20 protein-coding genes are annotated in these 23,677 nt (G+C 58.3%); 8 read left to right on the plus strand and 12 right to left on the minus strand.

Translation table 11 applies throughout. The annotated features are described in order from the left end of the window. Positions 1-9: 9 nt before the first annotated feature. Positions 10-747, minus strand: coding sequence for an oxygen-insensitive NADPH nitroreductase (gene nfsA, locus RVM24_RS18040; protein ID WP_431474503.1), 738 nt, complete (start codon positions 745-747; stop codon positions 10-12). Between the two features lie 154 nt (positions 748-901). After that, on the minus strand, positions 902-1,951 hold the full coding sequence (locus RVM24_RS18045; protein WP_431474504.1) for a cytochrome-c peroxidase: 1,050 nt from the start codon (positions 1,949-1,951) through the stop codon (positions 902-904). Positions 1,952-2,199: 248 nt separating this feature from the next. On the opposite strand from RVM24_RS18045, the gene RVM24_RS18050 reads away from it, so the two are divergent. Then, positions 2,200-2,745: a rhodanese-like domain-containing protein gene (locus RVM24_RS18050; protein WP_431474505.1), complete on the plus strand. Its 546-nt coding sequence runs from the start codon at positions 2,200-2,202 to the stop codon at positions 2,743-2,745. 42 nt (positions 2,746-2,787) lie between these two features. Here the strand turns inward: RVM24_RS18050 and RVM24_RS18055 are convergent, their stop codons facing one another. Both RVM24_RS18055 and RVM24_RS18060 read right to left on the minus strand, forming a co-directional pair. Then, positions 2,788-3,750 (minus strand): SLAC1 anion channel family protein, encoded by a 963-nt coding sequence (locus tag RVM24_RS18055; protein WP_286253217.1) that lies wholly within the window; start codon positions 3,748-3,750, stop codon positions 2,788-2,790. A gap of 83 nt (positions 3,751-3,833) precedes the next feature. Beyond that, positions 3,834-4,286 (minus strand): hypothetical protein, encoded by a 453-nt coding sequence (locus tag RVM24_RS18060; RefSeq protein ID WP_431474506.1) that lies wholly within the window; start codon positions 4,284-4,286, stop codon positions 3,834-3,836. 63 nt (positions 4,287-4,349) lie between these two features. Here RVM24_RS18060 and RVM24_RS18065 point away from each other — a divergent pair, with 63 nt between their 5' ends. From RVM24_RS18065 to RVM24_RS18080, 4 genes are all read left to right on the plus strand, one after another. Continuing rightward, positions 4,350-4,505, plus strand: coding sequence for a hypothetical protein (locus RVM24_RS18065; protein ID WP_431474507.1), 156 nt, complete (start codon positions 4,350-4,352; stop codon positions 4,503-4,505). A gap of 176 nt (positions 4,506-4,681) precedes the next feature. After that, positions 4,682-5,548 (plus strand): MBL fold metallo-hydrolase, encoded by an 867-nt coding sequence (locus RVM24_RS18070; RefSeq protein WP_138436943.1) that lies wholly within the window; start codon positions 4,682-4,684, stop codon positions 5,546-5,548. A 27-nt stretch (positions 5,549-5,575) separates the two neighbouring features. Continuing rightward, entirely contained in the window at positions 5,576-6,001 is a 426-nt protein-coding gene (locus RVM24_RS18075; protein ID WP_431474508.1) for a TIGR01244 family sulfur transferase, read from the plus strand. 133 nt (positions 6,002-6,134) lie between these two features. Then, positions 6,135-6,761, plus strand: a complete 627-nt coding sequence (locus RVM24_RS18080) for a peroxiredoxin (RefSeq protein WP_138436941.1) — start codon at positions 6,135-6,137, stop codon at positions 6,759-6,761. A 56-nt stretch (positions 6,762-6,817) separates the two neighbouring features. On the opposite strand, the gene RVM24_RS18085 is transcribed toward RVM24_RS18080, so the two are convergent. Beyond that, positions 6,818-7,921, minus strand: a complete 1,104-nt coding sequence (locus RVM24_RS18085) for a PilT/PilU family type 4a pilus ATPase (RefSeq protein WP_431474509.1) — start codon at positions 7,919-7,921, stop codon at positions 6,818-6,820. 189 nt (positions 7,922-8,110) lie between these two features. On the opposite strand from RVM24_RS18085, the gene RVM24_RS18090 reads away from it, so the two are divergent. Together RVM24_RS18090 and RVM24_RS18095 are read left to right on the plus strand one after the other, a co-directional pair. Beyond that, positions 8,111-9,799: an arylsulfatase gene (locus RVM24_RS18090; RefSeq protein ID WP_138436899.1), complete on the plus strand. Its 1,689-nt coding sequence runs from the start codon at positions 8,111-8,113 to the stop codon at positions 9,797-9,799. 33 nt (positions 9,800-9,832) lie between these two features. Then, positions 9,833-10,858 (plus strand): porin, encoded by a 1,026-nt coding sequence (locus RVM24_RS18095; protein ID WP_286920742.1) that lies wholly within the window; start codon positions 9,833-9,835, stop codon positions 10,856-10,858. Positions 10,859-10,891: 33 nt separating this feature from the next. Here RVM24_RS18095 and RVM24_RS18100 read toward each other — a convergent pair whose 3' ends face one another. Beyond that, positions 10,892-11,881: a helix-turn-helix domain-containing protein gene (locus tag RVM24_RS18100; RefSeq protein WP_431474510.1), complete on the minus strand. Its 990-nt coding sequence runs from the start codon at positions 11,879-11,881 to the stop codon at positions 10,892-10,894. Positions 11,882-12,067: 186 nt separating this feature from the next. On the opposite strand from RVM24_RS18100, the gene RVM24_RS18105 reads away from it, so the two are divergent. Further along, a complete protein-coding gene (locus RVM24_RS18105; protein ID WP_431474511.1) occupies positions 12,068-14,158 on the plus strand; it encodes a tetratricopeptide repeat protein in 2,091 nt (696 codons plus the stop codon). 36 nt (positions 14,159-14,194) lie between these two features. Here RVM24_RS18105 and RVM24_RS18110 read toward each other — a convergent pair whose 3' ends face one another. From RVM24_RS18110 to RVM24_RS18135, 6 genes are all read right to left on the minus strand, one after another. Further along, positions 14,195-15,583 carry an SLC13 family permease gene (locus tag RVM24_RS18110; RefSeq protein ID WP_431474512.1) on the minus strand — a complete coding sequence of 463 codons (1,389 nt, stop codon included), beginning with the start codon at positions 15,581-15,583 and terminating at the stop codon, positions 14,195-14,197. Between the two features lie 24 nt (positions 15,584-15,607). After that, positions 15,608-16,192 carry an antibiotic biosynthesis monooxygenase gene (locus tag RVM24_RS18115; protein WP_431474513.1) on the minus strand — a complete coding sequence of 195 codons (585 nt, stop codon included), beginning with the start codon at positions 16,190-16,192 and terminating at the stop codon, positions 15,608-15,610. Further along, positions 16,189-17,796, minus strand: a complete 1,608-nt coding sequence (locus RVM24_RS18120) for a methyl-accepting chemotaxis protein (protein WP_431474514.1) — start codon at positions 17,794-17,796, stop codon at positions 16,189-16,191. The genes RVM24_RS18115 and RVM24_RS18120 overlap by 4 nt, the downstream gene beginning before the upstream one ends. Before the next feature lie 72 nt (positions 17,797-17,868). Further along, positions 17,869-19,200 carry a DUF1329 domain-containing protein gene (locus RVM24_RS18125; RefSeq protein ID WP_286253315.1) on the minus strand — a complete coding sequence of 444 codons (1,332 nt, stop codon included), beginning with the start codon at positions 19,198-19,200 and terminating at the stop codon, positions 17,869-17,871. A gap of 18 nt (positions 19,201-19,218) precedes the next feature. Next, a complete protein-coding gene (locus RVM24_RS18130) occupies positions 19,219-21,162 on the minus strand; it encodes a DUF1302 family protein (protein ID WP_431474515.1) in 1,944 nt (647 codons plus the stop codon). Positions 21,163-21,203: 41 nt separating this feature from the next. Next, positions 21,204-23,669, minus strand: a complete 2,466-nt coding sequence (locus RVM24_RS18135) for an efflux RND transporter permease subunit (protein WP_106694350.1) — start codon at positions 23,667-23,669, stop codon at positions 21,204-21,206. Positions 23,670-23,677: the final 8 nt, after the last annotated feature.

Raw genomic sequence — 23,677 nt, forward strand, 5'->3', positions numbered from 1 at the left:
GGGAGGGGGTTACTTGACCCCGAACCCTCGCTTGTTCAGGAACTCCTTCATGTGCGGCCGAAGCTTGCTGGTAAACAGCGGCTTAAGCTGCTCGGACCAGTTGGTGTCCTTGTTGCCTCCGGTGCGCTCGCGGTAATAGCGGGCCATGGTGTCGTCGAAGCGGGCCACCAGGTGTTCATCCTGTGAATCGTCGTAAGCATCCTGTTTCAAGATGGCGGCCAGGGGCAGGCGCGGCTTAACTTCCGGTTGCTGGTCGGGATAGCCGAGGCACAGGCCAAATACCGGGTACACATGCTCCGGCAGCTTGAGCAGATCGCTCACTTCCTGCGGGTTGTTGCGAATACCGCCAATGTAGCAGATACCCAGTCCTTCCGATTCCGCCGCTACCACCACATTCTGGGCAATCAGAGCGGCATCAATGCTGGCCACCAGCAGTTGCTCGGTCATACCTCGAATCACATCCGCTCCGGCTTTCTCTGCCGATTCGGTCGCCCGTTTCATATCGGCGCAGAACACCAGGAAATCCGAGCAGCTTTCCACATAGGTCTGGCCCCCGGCCAGTTCTGCCAGTTTCCGACGGTTTTCCGGATTGACCACATGAATAATGGTGTAGGCCTGGACATGGTTGGAGGTGGCTGCGCATTGCCCGGCACGGATCAGGTCTTCAAACAGTTCCCGCGGAATCTTCTGATCCTTGAATTTCCGGATGGAGCGATGGGATTTCAGGAGTTCGATGGTCGGATTCATAGGGCCTCGTCTGCTGCAGGTAAAAACAGACGATAGCTTGCTTATCAGGATTGGCACAACAGGACAAAGGTGGGGAATTGTTCGTATGGCCCTGGCCCTGAACGAAACAGCGCGCCCGGAGGCACGCTGTTAAAGGTACCGGCTGATCAGGTGATCACGGCACCATGTCGGTGGGCCGAGGTGTGGTGGCGGTGCTCGGCGGCAGGATCGGGTACCGGATTTCAGGGACATTACCGGTCAGGGTCTTGAGGAAGGCAACGATGGCTTGAACCTCGTTGTCATTAAGCTCGGTACCCAGCTGTGCGGTACCCATGACCGCGACGGCCTCATCCAGGCTCCAGACTGCGCCAGAGTGGAAATAGGGTGCGGTCAGCTCAATGTTCCGAAGCGGGGACGCACGGAAGACATACTCGTCGGTTGCTGTCTGGGTCACTTCGAAGCGCCCGCGGTCACCCTCAGGCAGAATGGCACCGCCCGGGCGCTCGACCAGACCAAACGGGTAGTATTCCTGGCCACCCAGGTTCACACCGCTGTGGCAGGCCGCGCAACCGCGATCCATGAACAGGGCCAGTCCCTCTTTCTCTTTTTCGTTCATCGCCTCAGTGTTGCCACGCAGGTACTTGTCGAAATCTGAGTCCGGAGTGATCAAGGTTGCCTCGAAAGCTTCGATGGCAATGGCCATGTTATCGAAGGTTACCGGGTCATCCTGCCCCGGAAAGGCATCGCCAAAGCGCTCAACATACTCCGGCATACTCTTCAGGGTAGAAACCACCCGCTCCGGAGTGCTGCTCATTTCCACGCCCGCCTGAACCGGGCCCTTGGCCTGCTCGGCAAGGTCGGCTGCCCGGCCATCCCAGAACTGCGCTGCGTTGAACACCGCGTTGAATACCGTCGGGGAGTTACGGGGGCCTTTCTGCCAGCCGTGACCAATGGACACCGGCAGGTAATCATCTCCGCCTAAACCGACGTTGTGGCAGGTGTTACAGCTGATCAGATGGCTGGAAGACAGGCGCGGTTCGAAGAACAGCATCTTGCCCAGTTCCACCTTGGATTGGGTCAGCTCGTTGCCGTCGATCACAGGTGGATATTTGGGAATCGGCTCGAAGGTGCTTCTGGCCCGGTCCAGCAGGTCATCTGCTGCGGCAGAACCCGCCATTACGCCCAGACTCAGAATCAGGGCTTTGGTTAACGGACGTTTCATCATGGTTCACTCTCCTTATGAGACAGGTCTGGTCTCTCTGAATCAACGTTAACAAATGCCCCGGCAACTGCACGGAAAACCGGTCAGAGTTGGCGTCATAATTGATGTCTGTCAATTTTCACTTTTTGTCGTGGATATTCAGGGTTAGCTGCGACATTTCGCCGCTGAACGAAGCGGTTTGGCGGGTGTCAAATGGGAGGTTATATCGTTATGCTCGAAGAGAAATCCTAGACTCAAAACAGGAGATTGCCATGAAATCGTTACTCGTGATGTTGCTGTTCAGTTTTGCCCTGGTGACCACGGCCCAGGCAGAGGAAGCGCTGTCAGTCACGCCACAGGAAACCCTCGATATGGTCCAGGAGCAGGGCGATCAGGTGTTGTTCATTGACGTGCGGGACCCGGTGGAAATCATGTTCATCGGCTTCACCGATGCGGTGGATCTGAACATTCCTTTCCAGTTGGTGGACCGCACCCGGTTCAATGACGAGAAATCCGTTTTCGCCATGGACATCAACGAAAATTTTGTTGCCGAGGTGGATGCCGCGCTGGCCGACAAGGGGTTGAACCGGGATTCGCTGATCATCACCATGTGTCGTTCAGGTTCTGCCCGTGGCAAGCCCAGTGCGGACTATTTGCTGGAGCGCGGCTTTACCAACGTGAAGTATGTGGACCACGGCTTCCAGGGGGACTCCCTGAAAGAAGGTCCGCAGAAGGGTATGCGCCTGAAGAATGGCTGGCAGAACTCCGGAATGCCCTGGTCTACCAAAGCCAACCCGGAAAAAATCTATCGTCCGTAGTGGTTCGGGTGCTTGTCATGGCAAGCACCCGTTCTGTTCCGATTATTCCTCAATACAGATTTCCCGCCGGCGCACGGCAATCGCCGTTCTTAGCACAAGCCCCGCAATCAACACCACCAGAACGACCAACAGGCCAACCCCCAGCCATTTGAAGAATGGGATCTCCAAACGCTGATACATGGTCAATGTGGCAATAGTGATAGCGGCCATCGGAAACGAATAAGCCCACCAGGACAGGAAAAACTGCAGCTTCAGGAATCGCGACACCTGGGTAAACAGCATCAGGGTCAGAAACAGGGCGCTGTAATAAAGCACCCGGGCAAAACTGTCGAGTTCACCGGTGAGCTGGAGCCAGGAAATAAAACCCACTCCCGGCGGCGCAATCAGGATGAACAGGGTGGGTAGCAGCTTGCCGGGCAACGGGTGGTGGAAAAACATCCGGTTGAAGATGATGGTCAGCAACACCAGCCAGAACACCAGGCCAATGCTGAAGAAAAACCAGGAAAGCTCGGTAAAACCATGTTGCACCCCGGCAATGGGTACCAGAATGTTACCGACGATCGGGATGAACCAGGCCGGGTTCATGTGGTTGATCTCGAAGTGAGTGTGGTGAATCCATGCCGAGAGCACGTAAAGCGTGAAACCCAGATGCAGTACTGTGCCCAAACCCCAGATTATCAGAGACGCGCCCTGGTGGTGAGGGAGCAGCGCAATACTAAGCAGAATCAGGCCGATGGAAATGGTCGGGGCAAAATTGAGTTTGATCGGGTGGTTCAGTTCTGCCTTCACCTGCTGGGGGTATCGTGCCGCCTTCAGGGCATAGAGCAATGCCAGGCTGACAAATACCGCTATGGTCAGAACCAACACAGTGAGGCTGACGGTTGAGGGAAGGCCGAGCACTGCCTCGGCCCGATGCAGGGCAATGGTCAGGCCGGCCAGACCCATCACCGTGGCAAACCAGGAGACGGGAAAGTTCTGCAGGCGGGAGGTTTCAGCTTGGGCCATCGTTTACCTCAGTTGTCTGTTTAGAACCTGAAACGCCAGCCCTGGGGCTGGCGTTGTCGCTATAACTTGGCTACCCGATCACCTCAGAAGGTGAAAGTGCGCATTTTGCGATCCAGCATCTGGTCGGCCATCTGCGGCGGCATGGCAACACCAACACCGTCAATCAGGTCGTCTTTGTTATTGTCGCTGTTCGGCAAGTAGAGAGCACAAACACTGGCGGTACCACCCGCTTTCAGCAGGCCGCGCAGCATTTGCCCAGGCGTCACGTTGCGCGGTGCCAGAGCTTCGCCTTCATAGGATTTCAGGGCGAGGTCTCCGGCCTCATCACACAGCAGTACGTTAACCTTGGCGCCTTTTTCCGCCATGGTATTGGCCAGCACCATGGCCATGCCCTGGGTCTGGAGGGAGTCGCTGGACAGAATCACCAGAACTTCTTCTACGGCACTGCCTTTGTTTCCGTGGTTAGCGGCCATCGCGTGCATTGGTGCCAGTGTAACCAGAACGGCCAGGGTGAAAAGCTTGAGAATATTTGTCATTGGTTGGGCTCCTTGAGTGAGGTTGTCACTTACCAATATAGAGCGGCGTTGGGGGAGAGTTCAGTGACATTGTCACTGTCGGGCGAAAGAGCGAGATGCAAATTCAGGGTAGTGCCCGGATTGTCCGCCCACGTCTACATGGCCACCATGGGCACGACGGTGACCAGTCATATCAAGCCCATGATCACCGGTTACGAAGATCTTGAGGAGCGGCACTAGCCGCTCCCCCCCCGCCCTCCCCATTATTCATTGATTGCTATCAAAAATAGCTGGCCGATTACCTTCCCCTATAATCGATATAGAAATACATATTTCCAATAGGTATATCGTTATTCCTTGTTGTGTGGTTTAGTGGTCAACGAGTGATTCACACCATTTACGAGGAGGAAACGACTATGCAACAGCCAATAGTCACCCACTTCTTCGACGAAGCGACCAATACCTTCAGCTACGTCGTGAAAGATCCGGGCAGTGATGCCTGTGCCATTATCGATTCGGTGCTTGATTTCGATTACGCCGCTGGCCGTACCGATGTTCGCTCAGCCGACGAGATCGTGCGTTATGTCCAGGACAACGGCCTGGTGGTGGAATGGATTCTGGAAACCCATGTCCACGCGGACCACCTCTCGGCAGCGCCGTATCTGCAGGAGCGGCTTGGCGGTAAGACCGGTATCGGCGCGCGCATCATTGAGGTTCAGGAAATCTTTGGTAAGGCCTTCAATGCCGGTACCGAGTTTGCCCGGGACGGCAGCCAGTTCGGACAGTTGTTCGAAGAAGGTGACCGTTTCCGGATAGGCGCGCTTGAGGGTTATGTGCTTCACACCCCCGGCCACACACCGGCCTGCCTGACCTATGTCATCGGCGACGCTGCGTTTGTTGGGGACACCCTGTTTGCCCCGGATTCCGGCACGGCCCGGTGTGATTTCCCGGGGGGAGACGCCAAGGTGCTCTATCAATCAGTGCAGAAGGTGCTGGCACTGCCGGTCGAGACCCGCATTTTCCTGTGCCACGACTACAAAGCCCCGGGCCGGGATGAGTATCAGCATCAGACCACGGTCGCTGAACAGCGGGCACGCAATATCCACGTTCGCGAGGGTATGGCGGAAGAGGAGTTTGTGCGCCTGAGAACCGAGCGGGATGCCACCCTGGATATGCCGAGGCTGATTCTGCCTTCGGTGCAAGTGAACATGCGCGCCGGAGAAATGCCTGAGGCGGATCAAAACGGTCAAGTTTATCTGAAAGTACCGGTCAACCGGTTTTGAGCAGGTTGACCCAGAGGAGAGCAAGTAATGAAAGTGCATTTTGTTGAACCCGGATTTGCGATTTCGGACGAGATTACCCCTGAAGATTTCGAGAGCGTTCGCCAGCAGGGTTTCAAAGCGGTGATTTGCAACCGGCGGGTGGGCGAAGAAGGCTACGAAAGTGAGGATGTTTTTCGTGAGTCGGCGGAGCGCGCGGGGTTGCAATGGTTCTGTGTGCCGGTGGCCTCTGGCGAGTACACCGCCGCCGATGTCGAAGCGTTCGGCAAGGCGCTGGATGCGGCGCCGACACCAATCCTGGGCTTTTGCAGGACCGGCCGGCGAGCGGTGCATATGTGGGCCCAGAGCCGCGCCCAGAATCCGCAATGCAACATCCCGATGTTGCTTAAGGCCGCGCACGAAGCAGGGCACGACCCGCAATCCATCCGTGATTTGCTGGATAAGGAGGCAGGATGATCAAGCCATCGATCATTTGCTTAAAACTAATAGAGCTATAGATATATTGAAATTGATATAACGAAAGGGCTCGCTTACTCTGAACTTGTTGTTAACAAAACCACTGATGTGAAACCCCGACAGGAGAAATGACATGACAATTCGACTCGGCGAAACCGCCCCGGATTTCAACGTAGACACCACCAAAGGCCAAATGAGCTTCCACGAGTGGGCTGGTGATTCCTGGGTGTTCTTCTTCAGCCACCCGGCTGATTTCACCCCGGTATGTACCACTGAAATGGGCCGTACTGCCCAGCTGGCGCAAGAGTTCGCAGCCCGCAACGTCAAGCCTCTGGGTCTGTCTACCGATTCGGTAGAAGAGCACCTGAAGTGGATCGACGACGTCAACGACACCCAGAGCTGTGATCTGCAGTTCCCGATCGTTGCCGACGAAGACTTCAAGATTGCTCAGCTGTACGAAATGATTCACCCGGGCGAGAGCGAAACCGCCGCTGTGCGCAGCGTGTTCATCATCGACCCGAACAAGAAAGTGCGCCTGACCATGACCTACCCGATGGCGGTTGGTCGTAACTTCGACGAGATCCTTCGCGCCATCGATGCCCTGCAATTTGCGGATGCCAACAAGTGTGCGATGCCTGCAGACTGGCGCAAGGGTGGTGAGGTGATCATTCCGCCGTCAATCGACAACGAAAAGGCCAAGGAGATGTTCCCGCAGGGCTGGAACGAACTGCGTCCTTACCTGAGAATGACCAAGATCTGATCAGGTCTCCGGTCCAGAAAACGCCCCGTCAATCGGGGCGTTTTTCGTTGTTAGACTCAGCTTTCGTCAATGCTCAGCAGGTCGCTGGGCGATTGCAGGCCACCGCTGGCCAGGCGAATCTTGACTTCCAGGTTGTGCCTGGAGTTGGCGTTGCTGAGAGCCTCTTCCCGGGTAATCTTACCCGCGTTGTAGAGCTCGAGAATGGCCTGATCGAAGGTTTTCATGCCCTGTTCGCTGCCCCGCGTCATAATGTCCGCGATGCCATCAATTTCGCCCTTGGAGATCAGGTCCCGAATGTAGGGGCTGGCAAGCATCACTTCCACGGCGACCACTCGTTTGCCGTCTTTACCCTTCAGCAGACGTTGGGCCACCACCGCTTTCAGGTGCATGCTCATATCCATGAACAGCTCCTTATGGGCGTGTTCGGGAAAGAAGTTCACAATCCGCCGCATGGTATGGTCCACGTTGCTGGCGTGCAGAGTTGAGATGCACAGGTGGCCGGTTTCCGCATAGGTGAGCGCATGCTTCATAGTGTCCCGGTCGCGGATCTCACCGATCATGATCACATCGGGCGCTTCCCGCATGGCCCGGCGCAACGCTTCGTTATAGGAGCGGGTGTCTACCCCCACCTCCCGCTGGTTAACCACACTTTTCCTGTGGTTGTGGGTGTATTCAATGGGGTCTTCCACCGTCAGGATGTGGCCAGACTGGTTGCCGTTACGGTGGTCAATCATCGAGGCCAGGGTGGTGGATTTGCCGGAACCGGTGGAGCCAACCACCAGTATCAATCCGCGAGGTTCCAGGATCAGCTCTTTCAGCACCGATGGCAGGCCAAGACTCTCAATGGAGGGAATGTCGTTGCGCAGATGACGCACCACCATGCTGACTTCGCCGCGCTGCCAGAACACATTCACCCGGAATCGCCCAACCTCGTTCACTCCGACCGCCATGTCCAGTTCCAGGTTCTTCTCGAACTCGGCCCGCTGCTTGTCGTTCATCACCGAATAGGCCAGTTGCCGGACCGCGCCAGAGGCCAGGGGGTTCTGGGTGATCGGGCCGGTTTTGCCCTCGACCTTCATCATCACCGGTGAACCGGTAGAAAAGAACAGGTCAGAGGCGCCCTTGTCGGCCATGACTTTCAGGTAGGCGGGCAGTTCCATGAAGACTCCTCGTGCAAGGCGGACGACTATCACCACTATGTATTGTAGTCGGGTATTTTGCGTCTCAGAGAATGTTGCGCATTTATGACAATGGCTGCGCATACGGGATAACCCCTACCCACAAACCCTCAGCAGAATGGTGTTGACCACACACTGGTGGCACAACAACGAACTGATTGAGGGCATAGCATGTACAAAAACAACACGCTGCTTCGTCGGTTGGGGCTTGCCCTGGGGTTGGTGGCAGCGTCTACGCTGGCATCAGCCAACCAGGCTGAAAAACCCAACTTCCTGCTGATTATCGCCGATGACCTGGGCTATTCAGACATCGGCGCGTTTGGGGGCGAGATTGAAACCCCGAGCCTGGATGCCCTGGCCAATGAAGGCATCCGGATGACCAACTTCCACACCGCACCCACGTGTTCCCCGACCCGGTCCATGCTGTTTTCCGGCACCGATAACCACCGCGCCGGTATCGGCAACATGGCCGAGCTGCTGACGCCGGAACAGAAAGGGCAGCCAGGCTACGAGGGCCACCTGAATGATCTGGTGGTGACTCTGCCTGAAGTGCTGCGGGATAACGGGTACCACACATCCACCACAGGTAAATGGCATCTTGGCCGGACTGAAGCGCTGAGCCCCAATGCGCGTGGGTTCGACGAATCCTGGGTGCTGGTGCAGGGCGGCGCCAGCCACTTTGATGATGGCCGGGCGATTATCGGTGTCGATCCGAAAGCCATCTACCTGGAGAACGGCAAGCAGGTAGAGGTGCCCAATGGCTTCTTCTCTTCGGATTTCTACGCCGACAAAGCCATTGAGTACGTAACCGCAGCCGGCGACAAACCGTTCTTCCATGTGCTGTCGTTCACCGCACCCCATTGGCCCCTGCAGGCGCCGGATTCCTACATCAAGAAATACGAGGGTCGTTACGACGAGGGCTATGAAGCCATTCGCCAGCAGCGCCTGGGCAAGATGAAAGACATGGGGCTGGTTGGGCATGAACTCGCCGCCAACGTACCTTTTGACCAGCTGCCGAGCTGGGATGAGCTGACCGATGAGCAGCGCAGGATCGAAGCCCGAAAGATGGAGATCTACGCCGCCATGGTCGACAACATGGACGAGAACATCGGCCGTGTTATTGGTCACCTGGAAAAAGCTGGCAAGCTCGATAATACCGTGGTCATGTTCATGTCCGATAACGGCGCAGATGGCAACAGCCCGGAAGTGTTGCCCCGCAACAAGGAATGGATTGCCTCTGAGTACGACAACAGCTTCGAGAACATGGGCCGTCGTGACTCCTACATCTGGTATGGCGCCCAGTGGGGCCAGGTCAGTGCCACGCCCTGGCCGATGTGGAAAGGCTACCCAACCCAGGGTGGTTTCCTGGTGCCGGCTATCCTCAGCCTACCGGGTAAAGACGCCAACGGCGAAATCAACCACGAGTTTTTCCATGTGATGGACATCATGCCGACGTTCCTGGAACTGGCGGGTATCGATGTTCCTACCAGCCCTTACAAGGGCCGGGAAGTATTCGAGGTTCAAGGCATTTCGATGGTGCCCGGCCTGAACGGCAAGGCTCCGGAAAACCGGGTTGTTGGATGGGAACTCTATGGCCGTTCCGCGGTGCGCATGGGTGACTGGAAAATTCGACTGATGGAGCCACCTTATGGCCCGGGCGAATGGCAGCTTTTCAATCTGGCTGTTGATCCTACTGAAACCACGGACCTGGCCAGCAAGGAACCTGAAAAGCTGAAACAACTGCTGGCTGAGTGGGACAAGTACGTCAAGCGCAATGGCGTGATCGCAGCTGACCCTGCCGACATGCGGAGAGTTGGATACAGCTTCACCACCTGCCTGTACGGCAAGTGTGTTGAGTAACCCGACCCCATGTCAGAAAACAGGAGATACGCCATGAAACTGAAACAGACACTGCTGGTGGCTGCGATATGTGCAGCCGCCAGCCCGGCCCTCGCGGTCGAGCTGGATAAACCGAACTTCTACGGAAACCTGAATGCCGGTGCCCTGAAGATCGAAGGAAAAGACGCGGAAGCAGAAGCTTTTGAACTTGAACTCGGGTTGCAAGGCAAAGCGGCCATCGATCAAGGCCTGAACCTGAACTACGCCGTTGAGGTGGACCTTGCCTGGGCCGCCAACAGTGCCGATGACCCCACCACCGGCCGTGATGGTGAAGCCGATGTGCATGTGAAAGAGGCCAAGTTCTGGCTGCCAACCCGCTACGGGTTGTTTGTGGCGGCGCCCCGGGGCACCAGTGGCCAGTGGACGGATATCTACGGGCCAATCAACCACTATGAATACAACGTGTCCCGGGCAGACCCACGGCCCGATGGCATCTTCGCCCAGCCGGACCGGACATCAGGTACCTTTGCCTACCATACCCCCTGGTTTATGAAGACCAAGTTGGTATTTGCGGCGATCACCCTGAACGACAGCAACGGCAAAGATGCCGACGGCCGCTCGGTCCGGCTGGTGCACAAGGGCGACAACCTCGGATTCGCCATCGGAACCACTCAATTGGTGCAGGAGCAACTGCCGCCGTTTGCCACGGATGATTACCTGATCTCTGCCGCTGGCGTGAGTTACCAGCTGGGCAGTCTGGCCCTGGGTGCGGTTTGGGAAAACAACCGCAATTCCCCATACCCCCTAGACCCACAAGGCAAGGCCGATTTTGATTCCTACGGTGTCTCTGCCCAGTACATCACCGAAGGCGGTGCTGGCATAGCGGTAGGCTACAAGGAAAAGGATCACGATTACTCAGCGGCGGACAACTCCGTCTACACCGTGAAGCTCGAGCAGCGAATCACCCCTCAGGTGAAGGTGTGGGCAGAGACCGGGCAGTTCGATAAACCGGTTGTCAGCCCACAAGGGGCGCTCTTGACCGATACCAATTACGCCATTGGCTTTAACCTAACCTTCTGACTCTGAAAGCGTCTTGCCCGGTCAGGTTCGGTGTCATGCCGAATCGAGCCGGGCCTTTTTACTGACCACGACCCGGGATGCCCGGCACTGCCGCAGGGTTTCCGAAGGCAGCTCGCCAAAGGCTTCGTGGTACTGGCGGGTAAAGTGGCTCAGGTGGTTGAAGCCGAAGGAAAACGCCGCATCGCCGATGTTGATGTCGGGGCTGGTTCGGAGTAACTCCCGAACGCCTTTGAGTTTGTGGCACAGAATAAACTTTGCCGGCGTGGTGTTGAGGTAGGTACGAAACCCGGATTCCAGCGACCGCCGGCTGGCGCCGGTGATCCGCAGCAGGTCGCACACCGAGATGGGTTCGCGAATATGCGCCAGTATCCATTCCGTTGCCAGGCGCATCCGGCCCGGGAGTATCGACGGGTTTTCCAGGCCCTCACGGTGCAACTGGTTGGCAAATTGTGCCAGCAGCAAGCCTTCCCACTGGGACTGAACCGCCGGGTCGATCCGCCCGTGACAGATTTCGTGTTGTTGCGCCAGGCAGGTAATGGCGTTTCTCAACACCAGGGCGTCTTGATGATTACCGGGGATAAAGGCGTTGGTTTCCCTAAGAAAGCTGAGGTCCGGGACACCCAGGGTGTCGATCAGTTTCTGGCGCGCCAGGCTCATCACCACGGCCCGGGTGCCTTTTTCCCAGACCAGGTCTGCCTGCTTGCCCGGCGCCGTCAACACCAGGCTGTCGGCTGGCACGTTGGTATCGAGGGATTTGCAATAGATGTTGCCGGACAGCACCAGAACCGCATGAAACGTCTGCTGGGTTTCGGACTGAATGTGAACCTTCTCGGACCACATGGCGCCGAACAACGAGCTGCTGCCTACCGGCTGCAACGTCAGCAGGTTTTCGGCCCGGCCGCTATGCGACAGTGGCGCAACCTCGCGGTCTTCAATGTGGGCATTGATAAACGCCTTTGCCTCCTCAAAATCGGGAGAGCGCACACCCACGTTGTATCGGAATGGAACCTGTTTTTCGTTCATGGCGGAGTCGTTGTTTTTGTGTGTTCAGCCAACGGGATTTTCACAATCTTTATCATAAATCAAGCAAGCGGCAGGCCACATCCCGAAAGTTGGGCCAGCCTTTGCAGGTTGTGGTCTTACAGGGGGAGCCGAGGGATATTCCGGGAATTCGGGTTTATGATCTGGTGAAATGGGTGCTGAAGTAACATGGAATTGAACGATATGATGAAGCGAGGCTGCAGGCTATTAGCCATCGGTCTGCTGATGCTGGCCGGCGGCACGGCTGTGGCCGACCCTTCTGTTTGTGTGGATTGCCATGAAGGGGAAGTGGCCGAATGGTCCCGCTCCCAGCACGCCGTCGCCATGGCGGAAGCCAGCCCGGAGGTGGTGGCCGGTGATTTCTCCGGCGCCCGCTATCAAGACTCAGAGCTCGCCGTTCAATTCCTGGAGAAAGACGGGCAATTCGTTATTCACACCCGGGAGGGTGACGAAAAACGCCAGTGGACCGTCCGCTACACCTTCGGGGTTTACCCGCTGCAACAGTACCTGATTGATATTGGCGATGGCCGCCTTCAGGCTTTCAACATTGCCTGGGATACCCGCAGCAAGTCCGACGGCGGTCAGCGCTGGTTCCGGTTGGATGAACCGGGGCAGAACCGGCCCGGTGATGCCATGCACTGGACCGGCATTTACCAGAACTGGAACAACCAATGCGCCGATTGCCATTCCACCGGGCTGGAGCGTCATTACGACCCGGTGGAAGACCGCTACCACACCGAGTGGCAGCACGTGGCCGTGAGTTGCACCGCCTGCCATGATGCGGCGCTAGACCATGCCTCTGCGCAGCGTAGCGGAGACGCCCTGGCCGCCGACGTGCAACTGGCGGCGGTGGGGGCCTGGCTGGTGAGCGAAGGAAAACAGCCACCTCGCCTGAAAGGGGCCAAGCCTGGTTCCAAACAGGTGGCCACCTGCGGCCAGTGCCATTCCCTGCGCACCAGCCTGACGGATACCGCCGGTGGCCAGGTACACGACCAGTTCAGCCTGAGCCGGCTGGACCAGCCGCTGTATTACTCTGATGGGCGAGTCCGGGAAGAGGTATTTGTGCTGGGCTCCTTTGAACAAAGCAAGATGTTCCAGGCCGGTGTGGTCTGTAGCGACTGCCATAACCCCCATACCGGCAAGCTCAAGATTGAAGGCAACGGTGTCTGTGCCCAGTGCCACAACGCCGGTGACTACGATACCCCGGATCACCACCATCACCCCCGCAACAGCGAGGGTGCGCAGTGCGTGAGCTGCCATATGCCCGAAGCCACGTTTATGAGGATCGACGAGCGGCGGGAGCACAGTTTCATGGTGCCCCGGCCTGATGTGTCGAAGGCATCCGGCAGCCCGGATGTTTGCCTGGCGTGCCACACAGACCAGGATCGTGCCTGGTCGATAGAAACCGTCGGGAGCTGGTATCCGGATCTCTACCAGCCGGACACCTGGCACCATGTTCAGCAACGTAACCTGTCAGAGGTTCTGGCTTATCTGGCCGATGAGGGCGAGCCTGCCATTCGCCGGGCAACGCTGCTGGAACAGCACGGGGACGCCCTCGTGGCCCGGCACATGTCGGTGGTGGGGCGCCTGGCCCAGAGCGATCATGCGGTGATCCGCGAGAGCGCCTATCGTGTGCTCAGGCACGGCGAGACGGGCCGGGTCCGGAACCTTGCCGAGCACGGGTTGGCTGATGAATCACTGGCGGTCAGGCTGGCGGCCTTTGAATCCATGGTGTGGAGCGGCAGCCTGCCGGACTCCGAACGCTGGGCCGGGGTTAAGCGGGAATACGAGCACTATGTTGATATGCAGTCAGACCTGCCCGCGGGCAGTGTGCTGAAAGCCCGATACCTGATGGCCGGGGATTATGTCTACAAGGCTGAGCAACAACTCAAACGTGCACTGGCCAAAGACCGAGGCTATGTGCCCGCCACCATCCTGCTGACCGATATTCTCCGTTCCGGAGACCGAAACCTGGAAGCGGTCCGGGCTATTGATCAAACCCTGGAACACAGCCCTGATGAACCCCAACTGATTCACCTGCGGGGGCTGATCCGCATTCGCCTGCGAGACTACCCGGCGGCGCTGGCGGATCTGGAACGGGCTCATGCACTGGCGCCCGGCCAGTGGCTGTTTGGCTACCGGTACGCGGTTGCACTGTTCCAGCTGGACCAGAAGGATAAGGCCCGGCAAGTGACCCAGACCTTGTTGAAACGATACCCCGACAACGCCCAGTTGCGGGCACTGATGAACCACCTGTAGGGACAACCCGAACCGGGGCTAGGGCGCTCTGTCGCCTCAGATCCACCCCAGCCACTTCCACCACAGGTAATCCAGCGGAAACAGCACCAGGATGGTGAGTGCTGACAGAATCAGGCACAGCCGGGCGGCATGGCGCATGGGAATATCCGCCAGGGGCATGGCCATCATCAAGGGTACGGACTGGTAGGTGAAGATGATGGTGGAGAAGCCCAGAACCTGGGTCATCAGCACCGCTTCCAGGCTGAAACCGGTCATCTCGCTCATGGCGCCGGCGAGGGGCGTGAGCGTTGCCGGAATGCCGGCCAGGGTGGTCACCATCCCGGTCGCGGTCGCCGTCAGTGACAAGGTAAGAAAGTTGGCGAAATCACGCCCCGGCTCCAGCGGCAGCCAGGCCAGTACATGGCCGCCCAGAATGCCGCTGATGTTCTGATGGTTGATCAGCCCGGCAATGCCCAGCAGGCCGGCCACCACCAGAATCGAGCTGATATTCACTTTCTGGTTGAAGCTCTGGGTGGAGATCATGCCAATACCGGGCATCAGCAGCAGGGTGGCTGCCGCCAGGCCAATCCACGCCGCGGAGATCTGGTGCCAGGTGTCGGTCAGCCAGAACCCGAGGGTCACCAAAAGGATCACCATCAGCCGCGATTCTGTGAAATTGAAAGGCCGGCTTGGGCCCGCTTGCGGAACCGGTTTCGGGTTGTCCGGGTACAACCGCACCAGCACAACCACCAGCAGGATGGCCTTGAGGATGCCCAGCACCGGAAAGTGCAGCAACAGGTATTCCCCGAACATCGGGCTCCAGCCATGAATCTTCTCGGCAGAGCCGATCATGATCATGTTCGGGACATTGGCGGGCAGAATGGCAAAGGTGGGCAGATGGCTGCCAAAGGCCGCTGCCAGCCCGACGGCTTTCTGGCCATTGCTGCCAGGCTCAAAGCCACAGCTGTGGGCGATGGTCAGCGCGATGGGAATAAATAGAACAATACGCCCCACCGAGGACGGCATGACAAAGCCCAGCACAATGCCGATCACCACAATGCCGGCGATCAACCGGGTATAGCTGGTATCCAGGTGGCGGGTAAACAGGTCTGACACCCGCTGGGCCAGGCCGGTTTCCGAGATGGCAATGCCGATCACCAGCCCGGACACAATCAGCCAGCAGGCGGTTGAAGTGAGCCCGGAAAACACCACCTCGGCCGGGGCCAGCGACAACAGCATGGCCAGGGTCAGCACCAGCAGGGCGGTGACAAACTCCGGCAAGGCGCCGGTGGCGAACAGCACAAGCCCGGCCATCACCAGCAAGGCCGATAGCAGTTGCGGGCCGTCAAACCAACCCGCCACCGGGCTGAACAGCAACCCTGCAGACAATAATGGAATCAGGGCCAGCGCGAGCCACTGAGACCGGCTAACAGGCAGGTTGGTCATTGCCGGGTAAGATCCTTCTCGCCGTTAACGAACATCGTGGTTCTTTTTCGGAAACAGCCAGAAGGCAAACCACCGGGTCATCCGTGGCATCAGCACGTAGCTCATCAGCAGCATGACCACGATGGTGACCGCCATGGTGCGCAGCAGCAGCGGGATCTGTGCCAGCAGGTCGCCAAAGAGCAGGAACACCAGGGTAACGGCGGGATACAGGGCCAGCCAGCTGACGAAGGTCATTTTCCACTTGGGTGGCGGTTTGACCGGGTTCTGACCGGGCAGGGTAAACCAGGTGACAATGCCAGAGGTGACTTCCCGCTCACTGGGTTTTGCCAGCAGCGCTTCAATCTGCTCAAGCAGTTCGGTCCGTTCGGGGGAGTCTTCCCAGGCGCTCAGGGTGTCCCGGTCCCGGAACTTGAAGACAATCCGGTATTCCGGGTCATCCGGCGAGGAGGGCCGGAACATGGTGGCACCCAGATAACCCGGGAAGCTGGCGGCCCTTTCGGTCATCTGGCTGCTGAGTTGCTCAAAGGCCGATTCCTCACCTATTTTTACCCGGCGGGAAACCACCACCGTGAGGGGAGTGTGGGTGTCCTGGTTGGTGTGCGTTGTCACGATACCTTCTCCTTGAGCTGTACTTGCCGAGCATTGCTGGCGCTGGCGGGCATCAGGTGTTTGATCAGAAACTTCTGGCGGAACACATGGTGGCCAACGGATTCACCGGCGTTTACCGTATCTGCCAGTTGGTGACAGGTCTGGCTGGCCAGCTGGTGAATGGTGTGGATCTCCTGGCTCAGCTGGCTGACGGTCTGGCTCTGCTGTTCGGTGGCGGCGGCAATCTGCTGGTTCAGGCCATCGCTTTCGTTAATGCCGGCGACAATGGCTTGAAGCGCTTCGGCGCTGGCGGACACTTGTTCAACACTGGCCGCCGACTGGCGCTTGCCTTTTTCCATGGATTCAACCACCCGGGCAGACCCTTCCTGCAGGGCGCTGATCATCTCGCGAACTTCATCGGTGGATTGCTGGGTTCGTTTGGCCAGGGATCGGACCTCGTCGGCAACCACCGCAAACCCTCGCCCGTTTTCACCGGCCCTGGCGGCTTCAATCGCCGCATTAAGCGCCAGAAGGTTAGTTTGTTCGGCGATGGCATTGATCACATCCAGTATACGCCCGATGGCCTGACTGTTCTGGTCCAGCTCCTGGACAATATCGCCGGCCTCTTCCAGTTCCCGGGCCAGGGTGCGAATACTTTCCTGTGCGGCTGCGGCGGAGCGGGCACTGTCGTCACCGGATTCCCGGTTGCGGGTGCTCAGATGGGCGGCCTGATGGGTGCTTTCGGACACCTCCCGGATGGTGGCACTGAACTCTTCCACCGAGGCCGCGACGGTACTCAACCCGGAGAGCTGCTGTTCAGACGCTCGGGTGCTGGCCTGCAACAGTGTATTGGCCTGGCCGACATAGCCTTCGATCTGGCTGCCGCTGTCCCGTACCCTGGCGATCATCACGTTCAGCCGGGTTTCCACCAGTCGCATGGCCAGTTGGATCTTGCCGACGGTGCCGGCTTGGCCGGTGTACACCAGTTGTTTGATGGGGTGGTCTACAATGCCCTGACAGTACCGGGACAGCGTTTGTAAGGGGCGGTTCAGCAGGAAAAGCGCCAGGCCACACAGGGCGCTGCTGAGGGTAAACAGAACGGCGAACAGTGCGGGTTGGGCCATCAGCCCGGCTATCAACAGGGGGCTGAACAACAGCGTTGCCAGAAGCCATTGCTGAGTGGCCGGCGCCAGCCCGGGAAGCTTCAGGGCCAGTGGTTGTTTGCCCCTGGCCCGGGCCTGGTAAACCTGCTGGGTGCGCTGAACCGTGGCACCGTCCGGTACCTGATAAATGGCCTGGTATTCGACGACCCGACCGTGCTCGTCCGAGATTGGAGTGACAAAGGCATCGAGCCAGAGATCGTTGCCGCGGGCGTTGCGGTTCCGGATCATACCCATCCAGGAGTCATTCCGCCCCAGGGTTTCCCACAGATCATTCAGTGGACCTTTGGGCATGTTCGGGTGTCGAAGCTGGCTGAACCCTTCGGCTTTCAGCGTGTCTTCATCAAAGCCGCACAGCCGGCAAAAAGCACTGCTTGCGTAGGTAATTCTGCCTTTGTCATCGGTCAGTACCAGAAGTTGATCCTGGTCCTGCGCGTTCCCTGGTAATGGTTCATATCGGGACATCTTTTTTCATCCTCCGAAATGAAAAAGGGGCCCGCACAGCGGGCCCAAAGGAGAGCAACTACGACTTGCCGATCAGCTGCCTGTTGCGCGCATGTGTTGCACGTTGAACATTTGTGGCGGTGACATCTCCGGGTCAACCTGGCCCTTGAACTGGCCGGTGGTGCAGTGGCTGGCCTGAACATCGATCATGCTAAAGCTGTCATCGATAGACACGCCGCTGCCCTTGTTCTTGGGCAGGTGATGGTCCGGATGCGCCTGACCAATGGTGAAGGTTTTCCACATGCTGCCCTTGCGGTCATAAGACACCGTGCGCGGGATAGTGAAGGTCTGGGCGTCCATGTAGTGAACCCGGCGCGACAGCGGGTGGCTGTCATCCACCGGCACCGATTCCACTTCGTAGACCTTGCGCAGCTGCCAGGTGATGTTTGGGAAGCAGCCACCCTGGCCGCCGAAGGCCACAACCTGGTAGCCATCGCTGTCCTGGTGGGTCTCGGTATCCAGTTCCAGGTCGTTGTGGTTGTAGAACGGCATCAGCATGTTCCGGGTGCCTTTGTAGGTCCAGTTCATGTCTGAAATTCGGCCGTTGTAGCCCTCAAAGTCCTCGATCATCAGGTCTGAGCCGAGGAAGGCATCGGTTACCTGGCCGGTGGCCAGGCGACGAACCCGGCGCTGGAAGCCCAGGTACAGCCAGGAGTTGTCGCGCTTGAGGTCATCTGCGGCGCGGTGAATCAGCAACTGGGTGTTGCGCACATCGGCCGGGTCCAGTACCTGCACGTAGATGGCACGGAACAGGTCAGACGGGTTGGGGGTGATTTCCGGCGTCGGTTCCTGGTTTACCCGACCCTTGAAGTTCAGGAAGTGGAAGTTGAACTTGATGGTGCGCTCCAGCTTGCCGGAGTTCATGTCCCGGTACTTCCAGTAGAACGGGTAAATGGCGGCGCTGTCGCCCCAGTTGTAACCGTACTTGTAGTTCCACGCCAGCTTCTCGCCAGCGCGCGGGTCGTTGGCATCCGGCTCTTCCGGGAACGGGCGGCCGGCTTGCCAGCCGTTGATCTCACCCACCTGGTCACCCAGCGATACCTGGCCAAGGGCGGCGCGGGTGGCCTCGATGTAGCCTTCGTTCAGGCCAAAGGAGGTGGTGTCACCCACGGTGATGGAAGTCCAGCCATTCTCGATAAACGTGTAGAAGGCCGGGTCAATCACATCTTTGAATTCGGCCACGTTAGACTGGTCGATCACCAGGCCGGTGTTCAGGCCCTCTTTCGTAGGCACCGAATCGTTATATGGGAAAAAAGAGTTCTCGATAACGTCGTCACTGGCATGGGCCAGTGAGGCCAGCATTCCGGTGGCCAGGCCAGCGGCCAGGCACCGGGAAAGCAGCGTTGGTTTGGTTGTGGTTTTCATGGTTCTGTCCTCTTGTTATCAGAAGCTGTAACGGGCGGTCAGCTGAATTTCGTCTTCTTTCTGGGCCATGCCGATGGGGCCAGACTGGAAACGACCGAGGGGTTCATAGCCGGAGAGACCTGCGGATTCACCCGGTTGGTGTCCGACAACGCCCGGGGTTTGTGTGAACGGGTCCCAGGGGTTGCAGGAGCGGCAGTCGTCAAACTTGCGGGCGCCCGTGCCCACCTTGAAGTTGCCGCCGGCGGTGAGCTTGAAGCGATCGGTCACCAGCCATTCAACCGACGGTGCCAGGGCGGTGGCCTGGGCACGGAAATCGTGGGCGGTGATGAGCTGGGGGCTGAGCCGGCCATTCATGTAGAAGCCCTTGATCAGCAGTGTCGCGGTCCAGTTGTGTTCCCAGTCGGGGATACCGGCCTCGCCGTAGGTGCGCTGCTCACGTTCGTGATCCAGAATGTGCTGACCAAAGATCTGGCCTGAGAACAGGAACGCCTGGCTTTCGTTCAGCGCCGGGATGAAGATGTTCTTGTCTGCACCGATCACGTAACGCAGAACATCGGATTCGGAGTAGAGCCGTTCACGGAGGGTGTTGGCGAACTCCTCACCGGAGGTATAGGCGGTTTCGACCCGGAATACGGTATCGATGCCTTGTGAGTAGTAATCGAGGGAACCGCCCACCAGGTTGACCCGCGGGAAGTGAATGTCGAACGCAATCAGGCTCGGCCAAACGCCGGTTTCACCTGTGAACCCGTTCTGGGCGGGTATGCCTCCACGGAGCGAGGGCAGCTGTGAACGGTAGGTCAGCGCATTCAGCGAGAAGCCAAGATCGCCGTAAACCCCTTCCATCTTCAGACCAAGCTGGGTGTTGGACAGGCTCCAGCTGGGCATGTGCGCCTTGCGGATACCGATCTGGCCAGGGCCGAAGTCTGTTGCCAGCCCCCCGTCAGGAGTGGCGCCCGCGAAGTTGGCCACGGTGCCACCATTCTCCCAGAGGTTATTCATGCCCCGGAAAAAGCAGCCGGCATCCAGAATCACATTTGGCTGGCCACACTGGCCAATGTCATGGGGCCGGAACTTGTCGAAGTTCCAGACCACCTGGAAGTTCAGATCATCAAACGCCAGGCCGTCGAAGACTTCGGTGGGCCCCATGCGGTAGTCGGTACGAACCATCCACATCGGAATCCGGATATCTTCCAGTTCGTCGTAGATGTTGTTGCGGGAGAAGTCGACCGGGTTGATCACATCGAGCACCCGGAACAGGTCGGTTCGGCCCCAGATCACCTGCTGTTTACCCACACGAGTACTCAGGATATTACCGTTGGAGAAGTTAATGTCGAAATCGGCGTAGAGTTCACGGATGAAGTCGGCCCGGTCGTTGAATTCCTGGAACCTCATCTCATTTGAATCTTTATCCAGATAGCCCTGGATACAGCCCCGGTCGTCCTTGTCGCAGGGCCGGACGGGAACACCAAAGGCTACGCCGTTGTCTTGCCCGTGCAGGTGTTCGCCCAGTACCACCATGCCGTCGTTCGGGTTTTGGTTGGTGTCAAAGCCGAAGGTGTTTCCCGGCGGCAATGGGATCGCGCTGGCAGGACTGCCAACACCGCTGCCATGGGGCACGGAGCCCTGGGCAAGATCCTGTAATTGAATCGGCCCGCCGGCGTTACGGCCATACTCGTCATCATTCAGATCATAAACACCATCGTAACTACCCCGCAGGATGGCGTTGAAGCGAACGTTACTGAAGATGCCCATGTCGCCAGCGCGTTTCTGAGCCTCTAACTGAAGGGTGTTACGGAACTTGGAAAGGCCAACGCCCTCCCGCCCGTAGGTTGCGTTCTCCACGTAGCCGTTAAAGCGGGTGTCTTCCGCGGCCACGGTGGTGGTCATTGGTAGCAGCGCCAGGCTGGCCCCACCCGCCAGGGTGTAGCACCAGAATCTCAGGCCTCTTGTTTTTATTTGCATGGCTTGTCCTCGTTACAGGTTTTTGGGAGTTGGTACCAGGCTCAGGCCCGGTACGGTTCTCCTGGCACAAATCCATCTTCCTGCTTCATGGCTGGAGCAGCAGAGGGAGTTGATTTCGGGGTTCTGTGGTCGGAATGCAGGATGCCGTCTTCATCGGCGTACACATCGGTGATGAAGCGGGGGCGGAAACTCAGCACCCAGGAAGGCACCAGCAGCATGGCGGCCAGGCCGTTGATCACGATCATCACGCACAGCAGCAACGCGGCATCGGACTGGAAGCGCAGGTCAGAGAAGATCACCCACATCACGATGCCGGCCATCAGGGTGAGGGCGGTAAAGCTGATGGCCATACCGGTGGTGGATATTGCGCGACGCACCGCCTCGCGAAGATCCTGGCACTTGGCCATTTCTTCCCGGATGCGATCCATCATGTAGATGGAGTAATCGATACCCACACCAATGCCAACGGCAATCACCGGTACCGTGTTGATATCAATGCTGAGCCCCTTGATGCCCATGTAGGCGTAGGTCAGCGTGGTGGCGAACAGCATCGACAACAGCATCATCAGCCCGGCGTGCCAGGAGGTGTAGAACAGCATCACGAAGATGAAAATCAGCAGGAACACCAGTGGCAGTACGATCACGTTGGTTTCGAACGCGGACTCGTTCATGGCGGCAGCCACACCCAGGGTGCCACCGGCGAGGCGGATGGTCAGGCCTTCCACGCTGTCGCCGTGCGCGTCAATCCACTCCTTGGCCATATGAATGGCGCGGCGGATGGTCTCGCCCTGGCGGTCCTTGTAATAGAACACCAGGTTGGCGATGCGGTCGTCGGTATCGTTGAATTCGTCCAGGGCTCCGGGAACCGGGCTGGAGGCCATGTAAGTGAACATCAATCCGCCCACGTAGCCGGCATCGTGGGGAATCTGGTACCAGCGGGGGTCGTCGTTGTGCATCAGGCGGTTAACCTGCTTGATCAGGTCTGGCAGGCCCTTGGTGCCGCCTACTTCCGGGTCGAGCAGCATGTGAGCTTGCAGATCGGACAGTGCCGCCAGCACTTCCGGCCGCTTCAGACCGCCGTTCTCGCTGGTTTCGGCAACGATGTACAGTTCCTCGGAACCCGGAAAGCGGTCGTTAACGATTCTGGAAGAGAGGTTGTAATCGTGGTCCGGATACAGAATGGGAGAGCCCGGTTCGGAGTCACCAATCTGCACATTGGAAGACGCCAGCAAGCCACCGAGCATGGCGACCGCGGCGAACGCCAGTATCAACCGTGCCGCCCCCGGTTTGGTGACCGTACGGGAGCAGGTGGAACCAATGTGACGCAATGCGGTTTCCCGGATTTCCGGATTTTTCGGGGTGGGCAGAATGGAGAGCAGCAGCGGCACACCAATCAACACCGTGAACACCACGGTGATCGCCCACAGGGACGCGTAAATGCCCAGGTGGGTGTTCAGGGGAATCGAGCCAATGGCAATCAGGGACAGGCCGATGGCATCTGACACCACGCCCAGTGAGCCGGGGCGGAACAGGCTGTCGAAGGTGGCTTTTGCCGCCTTGGGGCCACTGCCCAGTACCAGGGTTTCGGCGTAGTAGCGCTCGACCAGCTGCACCCCGTGGCTCATGGCCCGTGCGGCGATCAAAAAGGGGATTACCAGCCCAAGGGGGTCAAGGTTGTAGCCCAGCAGGCTGATAATCCCAAGCCCCCAAATCGTTGAGACCAGAACGCCTCCAAGGGGGATGAGCACACCGTACGCTTTACGGAAATGGAAGATCAGAAGGGCCAGCATGGTCAGCACGGTGAAAATAAAGATCTGCAGGATCTGATCCATGTAGGTATAGGCCCAGCCCACCAAGACTGGTTGGCCGGTGGCGTAGATATTGATGCCTTCGGCGGCTTCATTGGCCCGAAGCTGCTGGAGTTGAGCGAAGGTTGTTTCGTAGTCCAGCTGGCCTTCAATCAGCTGAGCTTTCACCAGGGCCATCTTTAGGTCCGGTGACACCAGGGGGCCGTAAACCCGCGGGTTGGCAGCCACATCCGCACGCATGGCTTCAAGAGCCTCCGGTGAGTACAGGCCCCGGGTGGAATCGTAGTAAGGCTCGGAGTTGATGCTGCCGACTTCCGTCAGCCACACCTTCCGGGAATTGCGGTGGGTAACGCTGGACACCAGGTTGTGGTTGACCCCCGGCAGGCTGTCCACCGCCTGGGTAATGCGATCAATCCGCGCCAGGTTCTCGTTGGTGAAAATATCCCCCTCTTCGAACTCAACACCGACAACCAACACGTTGGCACCGCCAAAGCTGTCTTTGATGCTGTTGTGCAGCTCAATGTAGGGGTGCTGTTGCGGCAACAGGTCCGCGAAATCGGTGAAAATCTTGAGCCCCGGAATGCGCAGGGCAAACACCAGGGTGAGAATGGCAATTAACGACAACACCTTGCGTGGATTGTTGAAGATCCACACTTCCAACAGGTGCAGCAAATGCGTGAAACGATGCAGTTGGGACATGGTGGGAA

Source organism: Marinobacter sp. KM021, from assembly GCF_050707965.1.
Taxonomy (GTDB): Bacteria; Pseudomonadota; Gammaproteobacteria; order Pseudomonadales; family Oleiphilaceae; genus Marinobacter; species Marinobacter shengliensis.